General features: G+C 38.3%; 11 protein-coding genes. 7 read left to right on the forward strand and 4 right to left on the reverse strand.

Annotated features, from left to right (window positions below; translation table 11 throughout):
* Positions 1–91: 91 nt before the first annotated feature.
* Positions 92–1,618, reverse strand: a complete 1,527-nt coding sequence (gndA, locus tag OA91_RS17220; RefSeq protein ID WP_063339257.1) for an NADP-dependent phosphogluconate dehydrogenase — start codon at positions 1,616–1,618, stop codon at positions 92–94.
* A 507-nt stretch (positions 1,619–2,125) separates the two neighbouring features.
* Here gndA and OA91_RS17225 point away from each other — a divergent pair.
* From OA91_RS17225 to OA91_RS17240, 4 genes are all read left to right on the forward strand, one after another.
* Positions 2,126–3,682, forward strand: coding sequence for a phosphoenolpyruvate carboxykinase (locus tag OA91_RS17225; RefSeq protein WP_063339258.1), 1,557 nt, complete (start codon positions 2,126–2,128; stop codon positions 3,680–3,682).
* Between the two features lie 120 nt (positions 3,683–3,802).
* Complete coding sequence (locus OA91_RS17230) at positions 3,803–4,567, forward strand: TatD family hydrolase (RefSeq protein ID WP_082827990.1); 765 nt, start codon at positions 3,803–3,805, stop codon at positions 4,565–4,567.
* Between the two features lie 12 nt (positions 4,568–4,579).
* Positions 4,580–5,449, forward strand: a complete 870-nt coding sequence (locus OA91_RS17235; protein WP_063339260.1) for a sugar nucleotide-binding protein — start codon at positions 4,580–4,582, stop codon at positions 5,447–5,449.
* A gap of 51 nt (positions 5,450–5,500) precedes the next feature.
* Positions 5,501–5,893 carry a hypothetical protein gene (locus tag OA91_RS17240; protein WP_157203862.1) on the forward strand — a complete coding sequence of 131 codons (393 nt, stop codon included), beginning with the start codon at positions 5,501–5,503 and terminating at the stop codon, positions 5,891–5,893.
* Between the two features lie 67 nt (positions 5,894–5,960).
* Here OA91_RS17240 and OA91_RS17245 read toward each other — a convergent pair whose 3' ends face one another.
* Both OA91_RS17245 and OA91_RS17250 read right to left on the reverse strand, forming a co-directional pair.
* Entirely contained in the window at positions 5,961–7,877 is a 1,917-nt protein-coding gene (locus OA91_RS17245) for a beta-ketoacyl synthase (RefSeq protein WP_063339262.1), read from the reverse strand.
* Positions 7,878–8,026: 149 nt separating this feature from the next.
* Positions 8,027–8,881, reverse strand: coding sequence for a glucosaminidase domain-containing protein (locus OA91_RS17250; protein WP_063339263.1), 855 nt, complete (start codon positions 8,879–8,881; stop codon positions 8,027–8,029).
* A gap of 690 nt (positions 8,882–9,571) precedes the next feature.
* Between OA91_RS17250 and OA91_RS17255 the strand changes: the two genes are divergently transcribed.
* The 3 genes from OA91_RS17255 to OA91_RS17265 all read left to right on the forward strand — a co-directional run bounded on the left by OA91_RS17255 (position 9,572) and on the right by OA91_RS17265 (position 12,542).
* The gene (locus OA91_RS17255) at positions 9,572–10,714 is read left to right on the forward strand and encodes a GGDEF domain-containing protein (RefSeq protein WP_063339264.1); all 1,143 of its coding nucleotides are present in this window, start codon (positions 9,572–9,574) and stop codon (positions 10,712–10,714) included.
* A gap of 530 nt (positions 10,715–11,244) precedes the next feature.
* Positions 11,245–11,883 (forward strand): TetR/AcrR family transcriptional regulator, encoded by a 639-nt coding sequence (locus tag OA91_RS17260; protein WP_063339265.1) that lies wholly within the window; start codon positions 11,245–11,247, stop codon positions 11,881–11,883.
* A gap of 29 nt (positions 11,884–11,912) precedes the next feature.
* Entirely contained in the window at positions 11,913–12,542 is a 630-nt protein-coding gene (locus OA91_RS17265) for a LysE family translocator (RefSeq protein WP_063339266.1), read from the forward strand.
* Positions 12,543–12,635: 93 nt separating this feature from the next.
* On the opposite strand, the gene upp is transcribed toward OA91_RS17265, so the two are convergent.
* Complete coding sequence (gene upp / locus OA91_RS17270; protein WP_046015116.1) at positions 12,636–13,292, reverse strand: uracil phosphoribosyltransferase; 657 nt, start codon at positions 13,290–13,292, stop codon at positions 12,636–12,638.
* Positions 13,293–13,532 lie beyond the last annotated feature (240 nt).

Raw genomic sequence — 13,532 nt, forward strand, 5'->3', positions numbered from 1 at the left:
TGCGTGATGAAGAATAAACTTTGCACTCTAAATTAATGATTAAAAAAGGCGCTCAAAGCGCCTTTTTTAATCATTTACAAAGAATGAGTACTTATTTTACTTTCGTTTCAGGGCGACCTTCTTGTTGCCAATGAGTGTGAAACTTTTCACCTCTTGACGAGTCTGCTCTTTCATAGGTATGAGCGCCGAAGTAATCTCTTTGTGCCTGTAAGAGATTTGCTGGCAATACTTCAGAGCGATAACCATCAAAATAAGCAAGCGCAGAAAAGAAAGTTGGTGCTGGAATCCCCGACTGTGCAGCTAATACAACTGAGTTTCTTAAACCTACTTGTCTTTCTTCTAATTGATCTGCGAAGTAATCAGACAGTAACAGGTTATCCAGTTCAGGCTCTTCAGTAAAAGCGTCTGCAATTTTCTGCAAGAAAGAAGCGCGAATAATACAGCCGCCACGCCAAATCTTTGCAATATCGACAAAATTGAGCTTCCAATCATACTCAGCTTGAGCTGCGCGCATAATTTGAAAACCTTGAGCGTAAGCGCAAATTTTTGCACTGTAGAGTGCATCATGAATACTGGCTTCAACATGTTCAGTATTAACGTCCGCAAGGTCTGTTATACCTACAAGAGTACTTGCTGCTTGGTATCTCTGGCTTGTTAATGTACTCAAAGCTCTTGAGTAAACGGCTTCACTGATAATGCCCGCTGGTACACCCATTTGAGTTGCACTAATGGCTGTCCAACGCCCTGTTCCTTTTTGACCAGCGCTATCTAATATCAGGTCAACCAGAGGTTCTCCTGTTTTGATATCATCCTGTTGCAAGATATCTGCCGTAATCTCTACTAGGTAACTGTTTAAAACCCCTTGGTTCCACTTTTCAAATAGTTTGCCTATTTGTTTCGGGCTATAGCCTAAGATGGAGCGTAGAAGATGGTAGGCTTCACATATAAGCTGCATATCGGCATACTCGATACCATTATGAACCATTTTTACATAGTGTCCCGCACCATTCGGCCCAAGGTATGCGGTACAAGGCTCCCCATCAAAAATCGGCTTGCCAGGTGTTCTGGTTTCGATTGGTTTACCGTCTTCATCCACCTTAGCGGATACAGCTTCCCACATAGGCTTTAAGTATTGCCAAGATTCCGCGTCACCACCTGGCATTAAAGATGGGCCGAAACGTGCTCCAACTTCACCACCTGATACTGCTGTTCCGAAAAACTTTAGCTGATGTTTATATTCTGCTTCACGACGAATGGTATCCGTCCACTGACTATTGCCACAGTCAACAACGATATCATTTGGTTCTAGTCCTGCTTGAATTAAGTTTTGACAAACATCATCAACAGGTTGGCCTGCTGGAACCAAAAGAACTATCACTCTTGGTGTGACTAGATGACCAAGCATTTCTTTAAGAGAATCACAGCCAATGATTCTTGCTTTTTCTACATCTGCTGGACGTTCAGCAATTTCACTTGAAAGTACATCCTCTACTTTCTTAGTGTCTAGATCGAAGCCTGCAACACGATAGCCATGATCGGCTAAATTGAGGGCAAGATTTTTGCCCATAACACCTAATCCAATAAATCCTATATTGCAGTCCTGAATCATATTAACCATAAATTTTGATCTACTTTGTGTGGGGGGAGGGGGATTCAGGTGCAAATTTTACCACGAAGATGTGGTGATATACGTCATATATCAGGGCATGAAATGAAAAAAACTTAATTTAAGTTAAATTTTAAGAATTTAAGCGATTTTAGTAACTAAATGCTGACTTTTTGGTCAGAAAAAAGGTAATAAAACATCAAAAGTATAAAAATCATATAAACCAAGCCACAAAAGTAATAAAACAACAAAAACGTAAAGAATATAAGTTATAAAAAATATTTTTGATAAATATATTGATCTTTAGATAATTGCTAAATTCTTATATTGATATTATAAATCTATATAAATCATATAGTTATATTTGAATTACATTTTTCTTGTAGGTGCTGAAATAAAATAACAAATTGATCTAACAATATTTTTTTTTATATTGATTTGTTACTATAAAAATCAATAGGCATCAGCACATTAAAAAGACGAACTAAGATTCGTTAAGTTCATAGAGGAAAACTAAAAATGAGTTCGGCAACTGAGCTTCCAAAGATTCAAAAAAACCTAAATACGCCGGCGCTTGTTGAGCAAGCATTGGCAAATGGAGAAGGGCAACTAGCAGATAATGGCGCTGTAGTCGTTGAAACTGGTGCTCGTACTGGTCGTTCTCCGATGGATCGTTTTATTGTTGAAGAAGCGTCTAGTAAAGATTCCATACATTGGGGACCTGTAAACCGCCCTTTCCCTGAAGCAAAGTTTGCTCCATTGTGGGAACGTGTAGAAACTTATTTAAATGCTAAAAACTCTTATGAATCCAATATTCATGTTGGTGCTGGTGATGAGCATTATTTACCCGTAATTATGCGTACCGAAACTGCATGGCATCATTTGTTTGGACGTAATCTATTTATTCGTCCGGAGACTTATAACCCAGCGTCTAAAGGTGAGTGGCAAATTATTAATGCACCAGGTTTTGTATGTGAGCCTGAGCGTGATGGTACTAACTCTGATGGTTGCGTTATCCTGAACTTTGCAGCAAAAAAAGTTTTGATAGCTGGTATGCGTTATGCCGGTGAAATGAAAAAAGCGATGTTCTCTGTGCAAAACTATTTGTTACCAGCAAAAGATGTATTACCTATGCATTGTGCTGCTAACGTAGGTGCTGATGACGATGTTACTCTATTTTTTGGTTTATCTGGCACAGGTAAAACAACCTTATCAGCTGATCCTGAGCGCTTTTTGATAGGTGATGATGAGCATGGTTGGGGTAAAGATACTGTTTTCAATATTGAAGGCGGTTGCTACGCAAAATGTATTGACCTTTCTGAGAAAAATGAACCTCTTATTTGGAAAGCAATTAAGTTTGGCACCATAGTAGAGAATGTTGTATTAGATAAAGAGTCTCGTGTGGCAGATTACGCTGATACTTCTCTTACCCAAAATAGCCGTGCTGGATACCCTCGTGAACATATTGATAAACGTGCTGCTGGTAACCGTGCCGGTGAGCCAAATGCGATTATCTTTTTAACATGTGATTTGACAGGTGTATTACCTCCAGTATCTGTTTTGACAAAAGAAGCTGCGGCATATCATTTCCTTAGCGGTTATACAGCTTTAGTTGGTTCAACAGAAATGGGTGCAGGTAGCGGCATTAAATCGACTTTCTCTACTTGTTTTGGTGCACCTTTCTTCCCTCGTGCTGCTCACGTATATGCTGAGCTATTAATTAAGCGTATTGAAGAGTTCGGCAGTAAAGTTTACCTAGTAAATACAGGTTGGACCGGTGGTGCTCATGGTAAAGGTGGTAAGCGTTTTAGCATTCCAACGACACGTGCTGTTATCTCCGCGATTCAAACTGGCGCTCTAGAAAATGCTGAATTAGAGCAACTTGATAAGTTGAATCTTGCTGTCCCTAAGCAGGTTGAAGGCGTTGACTCTGTATTATTAAACCCGAGAAACACTTGGGAAGATAAAGCTGCCTATGACGCACAAGCACAAGATTTGATTGGCCAGTTTGTTGATAACTTTACTAAGTTTGAAGGCATTTCTGACAGCATTCTTGCTGCTGGACCGACTCGTTAATGACGTTTTATGCTTAATCAGTTCAATGATTAACGAAAAAAGCCGCTTTTGCGGCTTTTTTCGTTATTAATCGCGCTAAATGGTCTAGTGGTCGTCACCTGCTTGAGTTAGTCTAGATTGATGTTTATTGATAGCCATTGCCATTTAGACTTTATTGATTTTGAACCAGACCTTGATCTTGTCATTGCGCGAGCTTATGCCGAAAATGTACAAGCCTTTGTTGTGCCATCAACAAGTTACCAAAGTTGGCAGAGAGTCTGTGAGTTAAAGACTGCTCGTTCTTCTATCCGAGCTGCATATGGTATTCACCCTTATTTTTTGGCTCAGGAAAAGTTTGCAAACTTAGATTTTTTAGAAGCGTTTGCAGCTGAAAATGGTGCCATTGCGATTGGTGAGATAGGACTTGATTATTGGCCTGGAAGTGTCAATCATGAGATCCAAAAGCGCTTTTTACTGAGGCAGTTAGACATCGCGCAAAATTTACATTTGCCTGTGATTCTTCATGCGAGAAAAAGCTATGATGAATTATTACTTATATTGAAAAACTACTCATTAGTTGGTGGCATTCTTCATGCTTTTACTGGCAGTGAAGTGCAAGCGAAACGTTTTATAGAGCAAGGTTTGTTATTAGGTATTGGTGGTAGTGTAACTTACCCAAGAGCTCAAAAGACTAGACGTATGTTAAAGGGTCTATCGGATCAGCAATTTGTTTTAGAAACTGACTCTCCGGATATGCCACTGTCTGGTTTGCAAGGCTTGCGAAATGAACCTGTCAATATTACTAAAGTTGCTCATGTTATTGCTGAACTGAGAGAACAAGAAGTGAGTGAGATAGCAGATTATACATCTGTTAATATTATGAAATTGTTTAAAAACTGGAATTAGAGGAAAGTAGACTTGCCTAACGAAAAAGACATCAATGCCCCAATTAAGATCTTATTGCTAGGTAGCGATACTAATATTGGTGAAGAGCTTATAAGCTTTTCCGAAGAACTTGCTGAGTTTTCTTTGACTTCTTTAACTCAAGAAAGCTTCTATCAGACTCAATTCTCAGTTGATAGTTTTAATAAGTATGATGTTGTACTTGATGCGTTAAGTATAGGTGCAAATACAGACGACTTCGCTCAAATAAAAGCCTGTAACGATATGCTGCAAGATGCTGACGTTAGCATGTTTATGCTAAGTAGTGTTGAAGTCTTTTCTGGCGATAAGGGGACAGCGTATGACGAGAATGAGGAACCCGACGCAAAATCTACTAAAGGACAGCAGCTTGCTGAAATTGAACAACTGGTTTTAAGTGATAGTAATAATATTGTGCTTAGGAGTGGTTGGCTGTTTGGTTGTAAACAGCAAGACTTTGTTGCCAGTACATTAGCTAAATTAAAACTTGGCGAACCTGTCTTACTTGAGGATGATTTGCTTGGTAATCCAACTCCTATCTCAGATTTAGTGAGGGTTGCATTCTCTTTGATTAAGCAAAGGCATTTTGGAGCTAAAAACTCAGGCGTTTACCACTATGCTTGTGCTGAAGACATTAGTTGGTTTGGTTTTGGGGAAGCAGTATTAACTAATGCATCTCAATTTAATATTCAATTTCAAGCAAGCTTACAAGCAACGAATTCTAGTGAAGCTGAAGTCACAGATTTAACGCTATTAAGAAAGCAATCTCTTTCTTGTCGTAAAATTTTTAACCATTTTGGGGTAAAGCAGCGACCTTGGCGAGCAAGCTTAAGGAACTTAGTGAAAGATCTTTATCAAATGAATTAGTTCTGGCAGACTGAAACTGAACCATTAAGAACGAATAACGGGGCGTTAAAGGTGTATAAAATAAATCATAAAATGATATTTATTAGTATATTAACCCAGATGGCATTTGGTTTTTTCTGGTTAACTGCTGCACCTACTCCACTTATTTCGATTCAACCTGATATTAGCCTAGCATTAACTGCTTTAGCTTGTGTTGTGTCATTTGTTTATTTTTATGCTTGGTTAATCAGTAGGTTACGTTCAAGCTCTCGTTGGGAGATGGGAGCTATTGCTATTTCATTATGGCTTTTTTGCGTATTTCCCAATGTTGTAATTACTCATTTGTTGTTTGATTTAACATTAGATGTGCAAATTTATACTCTAGCTTTTAGTGCTATTGCGACTTTGTTGAATGCTATTATACTTCCCTTTTCGCGTTCATCTCGGTCAATTTTTAAAGGTTGATCCTGAGGGCAAACATAAAAAAACCAGCTAAAAGCTGGTTTTTTTATGTTTAAAGTTTAGTAAGAAGCTAAACCAGATCTGAAAATTCATTATCGACATCTAAATCAACTGGGTTGAGATACCCAGGCATCTTAATTGCGTCAGCGCTCATTTTCAGGTCATATCCAGAGAGCACATCTTTACCAAAATGATAAATGGGTTGGCTTTCTCCGTGAATTGCTGCTTGATGATAATCTTGGGCCGCTTCTTTAGTTTTAACAAGCTTTGATTGATAACTCTCTAGGCTTGCCTTGTCATAGCGTTTCTCAAGCATTTCCATGGTTTTCTTCGGTGATAGAAGTACGGCAGTGCCATTATTACCACCAAAGCCTTTTGAGTTTAATAATGCACCTTGGAAGTGGTCTTTGCCATAAACTTCATGTTTAAGCTGGAACTTCAGCCCATCAGTATAAACATCATCTGCGATACTTTGAGTGGTTGTGAAGCCTGGTAAAATACCATGTTCCCAAACACCTAATGATAAATGAAGTTGGTCACCACCTGCTGTCCCTTGAGAATGCCCAATAAAAGCTTTCATTGCGGTTACTGGTATATTCTCTGCGTTAAAGCTTGTTGCTACTTGGCTTAAGACATGGGATTCGGTGATTCTGTTTTGAGGTGTACTTGTACCATGAGCTTGAATGAAAGTATGGTTTTTCAAACCATCTTCGCCAATGATTTTTTGTAAATACGCCATGGCTTTGCCCATGGTCAGATAGTTACCAATACCTGGTGCTGAGATGGACTTTTTATGGCCATCTGCATAAGCGTAAACGGCTGGCACTGAACCAAATATTTGTGCTCCAAGCTCTATTGCTAGGGCATCATCCATTAGAAGTGTCCACTGGCTAGATTCACCGATAGTGAAGCCAACATTATTACCAAAAGGACGACAGCTGCGAGTATGATCTGGTTCTTTCTGATCTTTGATTGCATCAAGCGCTAGGAGAGCACTGTCTTCAGCTAATGCTCCCATAGTCCTAAAGCCTTCAATGACTTCTGGCGTGATAGGTGCGTCACTGCCACCGACAATAGCAACGCGTGTTTTACCTGACTTGATGCCTTCAACCGCTTTTTCTAAGTTGAAAAAATAAGTAGCACAGGCTCCAATAGAGGTTCCTATTGAACCCACACTGCCTAATACATAAGCGTTTACGAAATCTGCAGGCATTTGCGCATAACCTAATGGTAAATGCTTAGAGGTAGTGCGCTTACCTATAAGGGCAGATTTCAGCATACCACCAAAGCCTAAATCATCCATTTGACCAATAGAGTTAGCTGCATAAACAGCGACCTGGTCAGGCGCAACAGTATCTCTAATTGTTTGCCATGGAATACCGCTACTAGACAAGGCATCTGAAGCGCCGTAAACCGTCATTTGCAAGCCACGTGGATGGTTACGAGATTGATATAGCTTGGCCGGATCAAAGCCTGTTGGCAACTGACCTGCTGCTTTGACACTTAATGATTTACTGTCCTTAACAAAGGCTTCCAAATTACCATTTATAACGACTTCACTAAGATTATCTGACAGTGCTTTAACCTGCCATTGTGAAGGAAGGTCATCAGGGATAGAGCGAGTTTTAATAGTGAAGCTAATGCTTTCACCTTCTGTGTTAGGTAATAAAGAAGTGCTTTTATGAATATTGACTTTGTCGACATCAAATAAAGAAGGATGAATTCTTCTTATTAAGGTTTTTGTTAAAACCTCATCACTGATGATATCTAATAGTTCTTCAGGCGTATTCGTTTGAACATCACCTTTATACCAATGACCATGATGGAAATGAGCAGTATTAGTAAGCGTAGCTAGATCTAATAATACCTCTTGCTGGATTGATTTAGGTAATAAGTCAAAAACAATACGGCGGTATGCTTGGTGTGAAGATGTGCGACCAGCCGGGTTAATTCCGCCAAATCCAACAATAACAGGTAAACGTGCCAATTCAATTTCCTCGATTCAAATATGAATTAAAGTGGTGTCATTGTAATAAAGCCGATAATGCTTAGCCACCTTGAATTCAAAAATAAGTTAATGAATTTAATGGTTTATAATTCACCTGCATTTATCTTTTTGCTTGATATGTTTTGAGGTTATTTGGTTGTGCTTACCTTTTCAATTTCCTGATCAAAGCGCGCTAATTTGTTATAGCTAATGAGAGATTTTATTTCCTCAACATAAGCGTGGCCGCGTTGTGAATAAGGTAATAAACCTGATACCAAGTCTACTCCAGTAATGTTTTTGTTTTCTTCTCTAAGTTTAGCGCGTTCTTTTCTCAGTGCTCTGTAGGCTGCATTTGAATTTAAGTTATCGATATAAGCATAAACCGATTCTCTGGCACTTTTAAACTTTTGGACTTCATGGTCCGCATCTTCATCACGAGATTCAGGTACTAAGCCACAGCCTATTTTAAAGCACCATTGCCCAAAATAATTATTACCTTTTAGTGCGAAACGTGAAGTACCCCAAGCTGACTCATTTGCCGCTTGAGCTAAAACAAGGGATTCAGGAATGACATCTAGGTGAGGATATAACTCAGCTAGGTTTTCTGGCGTATAAACACCGACTTTTTTTAGCTTGAATATTTTTCTTAGTGCCGCAAGCCATCTTTTTTCTTCTCGTGTTGGGGGTTCCGCATTGTGAATGATGCGTGTTAATTCATTTCTATCTCGAATCAATAAAGCATTCTTTTCTGCGGCAAAGGGCACTAAAAATTGAAAGAAGGTTTCTTTTCTTTGTTTAATATCTTGAATCTTTGCAAAATCAGGTTTCACAGGCATCGGCTGAAAAGGTGTTGCCTTGTTAATCACAAGTTGGTTCTCAAGTAATGGTTCAGCCTCTTGGGACTGAGTGACTTCTTGTTCGTCAGGGGCGGGCTTATCGCCCAACTTGAACCAAAGAACTAGTACGACAGCAATAGAAATTAGCCAAAGAATTTTTCTGTCCATAAAGATAACAAACCTATTTTGAGCAAGAGTAAACAAATATATTGATCGAAAGATCAATCATGCTGAACCTGAGTACATATTATCGCCAAAATTCATGACATTTTATAGACCTTGTTGGTGCCAAGATTAAAAAGTCCACATTAGGTGCCTGCGGTTAAGTTTCTTTTTCTTAGTTTGTTCTTGTCAGGTTTGCGATAAAAATGTATCAAGCAAGGTGTCAATTTGACGTAATTTAGACCCCTTTTGAGTAGGGGAATGTATGTAGTGGATGAGTGCTGAAATGCCGTATAGGTGTTCTTCTAGGGCCCGAAATACGTGGTATAAAAGTCCTACCTTTAAGTTGAAGATCTTATCATTAGCGTCGCTTTTAAGTAGCGCCCTTCGCTATACATCTAGAGTCTGCTATTCACCCGCTAAGGTAGGGGGCTTATCCGTAGGTTTCTTAATCAATATAAAAAAGCTTCAAAGCATCCTTATGTAATGCTTTATTTATTGTAATTTTCTGGAAATTTGCTTCAAAGCATGAAGATAAAACCTAAGCTTCACAATTTTTAACCGATTTTAATCGCACAATGGGGGTCTCTAGAGTGCTTATCAAGAGTGGGTGTGGTTAAATTCAATTTATTTTAAGCTTGACGTTCGAAACTTGTTTTAGCCTTTAAAGGGTAAAAGTAGGTTATAAGAGTATCTATGACATCACGATTTACAAGTCTATTTATCCCTTCAGTGATTGCTCTATTGAGTTTGTACCTGAGCGTTTATGTGGATAAGATCCCCGCGGTTTGGTTAGCCTTGTTGGAATGGCTTCCTTATATTTTTTCTAGTCTTGTTATATTACTGGCATGGCATTTTAATAAGGGTTTAGTCCTTATAGTGTGCTTGATCCTTATGTTGCCTCTATTGCCTATTGATAATTTAGGCAATAAAAATAATGTATCAGTCTATCTCCTCTTGACGAGTTTAAATTTAGCTCTTGTTAGCCAATTACAAGAGAGAGGTTTTTTTAACCGTTTTGCTGTAAACCGCATTATCTTTGTTGCTATGCAACTATTGTGGTGTATGGCATTGGCAGAAGCATGGATAAAAATCCCTGGAATCTCGCTCTACCTAATTAATATAGAAAGTTTTAGTTTTGCATTAGCCTTTTTTACTTTGACTTTTTTGATTAGTCTGGCTTTTTTAGCAAGTAAATGGTGGCTTAAATCAGATACCTTCAGTGGCGCTATTTTAGTGTCCTTACTCCTTATCGCTTTGATGCATTTTTTATCACTTAATAGTAAGCAAGCAGCCCTAATGCATACGGGGGTATTTGTTATCTGGTGTATTTATTTATTAATTGATAGCCACAAAATGGCTTATGTTGACGAGTTAACTCAGTTACCTGGTCGAAGAGCATTGAATGAAAAATTATTAGGTTTATCAAAACACTATGTTATCGCTATGTTAGATGTTGATCACTTTAAGAAGTTTAATGATACCTATGGTCATGACATGGGAGATCTCGTGTTAAAAAGTGTGGCGAATAATATGGATAAAGTCACGTCTGGAGGTAAAGCCTTTAGATACGGTGGAGAAGAATTTGCTATCGTTTTTGCCCATAAAAAGAAAGAGGACATATTATCTGCATTAGAAGGGGTAAGAGAGTCTATCGCCTCACAAATGGTCGATATCTATGATAGTAAAAAAGATGTCTATAAAGGTGTGTCTGTCACTATAAGTATAGGCGCAGCTTTATCAAATTCTGAGCGGCATGCACAAGATGTGATTAAACATGCGGATCAGCTTTTATACAAAGCTAAGAAAAAAGGCCGTAATTGCGTGATCATAGAGTAATTCTTTAAGGGTCAAGCTTCCTTTTTTTATCCAGTCCTATTTCATAATATGGAAAATAAAACTTGACCATGTGGTTCATTTTTCTTGATCTGTGTAAATCTTAAGCATATAATCCCAAAATTGAAAAAAACGTTTCTAAGTTTTATTTTTTGAAACTAAGTAATGATTAAAGAATTTTAGCAGTTTTAGAAACGTCTGAGACTGGGTCAAATCTGAGTGACCGAACAGAATATTTTATGCTGTGATTAAGCCGTGTAAAACTATAAGAGCCAACGTGGTGCAACAAAATATTCAATAACGAATGCCTATAGTTATTGCTTGATTTTGTTGTAGGGGTAAAAGGGGGGGGCAGCCAAGCTTCCCCTTTTTTTATGCCTGTAAAATGGTTGAGACTGAACCATGCTATATCTTTCTAAGTCTATCTTTTGCTTGTGTATTCTTGCTCCTAATAAAACGTGTTATTGTAAAACTTGCTTTAATTAGACTCATTTAAATGATTGCCTGTAATATCTGACTGAGGACAACTCCCTGTGGAAGAAAAACGTGCAAAAGATCAGCTAAAAGCTCATATACGAGCTCAAAACCAAGCGTTAATTTTATCAACTGCAGAGAGAGTTTTTGCTCGTCAAGGTCTGGCTAAAACAACAACTCAGATGATAGCGAATGAAGCAGGGTTACCTAAGGCGAATATTCACTATTATTATCGCTCTAAAAAGGATTTGTTAGAGGCTGTGCTGGGTAACATTCTTCAACTTTGGTTAGAGTCTGTTAGTTGCTTTGTATTAGAAGATGGGCCAAAAGCCTGTTTAACTCGTTATATAAGCGAAAAAATTGATCAGTCTCGAATTAATACTAATGCTTCGAAAGTTTTTGCGATGGCTTTAATTGGAGAAGAGCCATTCGTTTTAGAGTATCTAAATAAGCATTTTGTCAGTGAATTAGCTAGAGAGAAACAAACGATTCAGGCATGGATTGATCAAGGTAAAATGAAATCGATTTCTGCTGAGCATTTGTTTATTAGTTTATGGGCTTTAACTCAGACCTACGCTGATTTTGATGCGCAAATTAAAATTGTGCTGAATAAGACGGAATTAGAAGAAGATGATTATGAGCAGGCAAAAGAATTTGTCACCAACATGATCTTAAGTAGTTGTGGTATTTCTGACTAAGAATCAGCGGACTTTAAAGGTAGAAAATTATGACACTTGAAAGTGGCATCACATTTTTCATTGCGATATTTATTTTTGGCATCACACCCGGACCTGGTATTTTTGCCATATTGGCAAAGAGTATGACGCAAGGTGCTAAGTCATGTACTTGGCTAAGTGTAGGCATGGTTATCAGTGATATCTGTTATTTGGTAATGGCATGTTTTGGCTTAGCAAGCCTCGCGTATGCTTGGGAAGAGGTGTTTTTAATTATTAGGGTCTTGGGTGGTGCCTATCTCGTATATTTAGGTTGGAAAATGTGGACTTCTGTTCCTGCACTAGCGCAGGAGTTATCTAATCCAGACTTAAAAGTTAAGCAGCAGGATAAGTTGTCATCATTTATTCAGGGCTTTATGATTTCTGCCTCTAACCCTAAAGTGATTTTATTTTATATTGCATTTTTACCGACCTTTATGGATGTAACTCAGTTAGGTACACAAGACATTGTCATTGCGAGTTTACTGACTTTTGTTGCTTTGATGTCAGGTCTTACATTAATTGCGCTAATGGCAGCACAGGCAAGAAAGCATTTAAATTCTCCTAAATCTTTAAAGCTTGTTAATCGTACTGCTGGGTCAATTATGGCAACAGCAGGTTTATATGTAGGTTTGAAAGGCTAGCTTTAACAGTTAGGTTTTAAGATAGTAAAAAGCCGCTAAAACATTATTTTTTAGCGGCTTTTTTAGTTTGTTTCTTTAGCTAAGTAAAAGCTATTAACGAGTGCCGTAGATACGGTCGCCAGCATCACCTACTCCTGGGCGAATGTAGGCATTCTCATCTAGGCAGCGATCAATAACACCAATATACATAGGCACATCTGGGTGTTCTTCTTTAAATGCTTTGATGCCTTCAGGGGCTGCAAACAAGCAAATAAAACGAATGTTTTTAGCGCCTAAGTCTTTCATTTTTTGAATAGCAGCAGCGGCTGAATTACCTGTTGCTAGCATTGGGTCGACAACTATTATGGTTCTTTGATCTAAGGAATGAGGCATTTTTAAGTAGTAATCAACAGGGTGCTTAGTCTCAGGGTCACGATACATGCCAATATGACCAACACGTGCAGAGGGCGAAAGTTTTAAAACGCCTTCTGCTAAACCGTTACCTGCACGCATAATAGTAACTATACAAAGCTTTTTACCCTTTAATACTGGGCTCATGGCTTTTTCAAGTGGTGTTTCTACTTCAACCTCTTCTGTCTCAAGGTCTCTTGTTGCTTCATAACCAATTAGAGTACCTAGCTCTTCCACTAGCATTCTGAATTCACGTGTACCTGTATTTACATCTCTTAAACTGGTGAGTTTATGTTGAACAAATGGGTGGTCAATTAGATGAATGTCTGAGTAAGTCTCGAGAATGTTATTAGTTGTCATAACTGGGTCCTTATTCTTTTTAGACTCAAAATTAAGTGTTTAAGCTTATTTAGGCTTTGATAAAACTGCGTCTACTCTGGGGCTGGATTATGAATTAATCCTGACCTAATAGATAGATCTAGGCCAATTGGAGAGGCTTAAATCTGTTTTATTCAATTTGTTTTGATATCAGTTATACGGCTTGATTCTTCATTCTCGCTTGTATTTATATGATTCGACATTACATAAAGAACTATCGAA

This window comes from Marinomonas sp. SBI8L, assembly GCF_001624705.1.
Lineage (GTDB): Bacteria > Pseudomonadota > Gammaproteobacteria > Pseudomonadales > Marinomonadaceae > Marinomonas.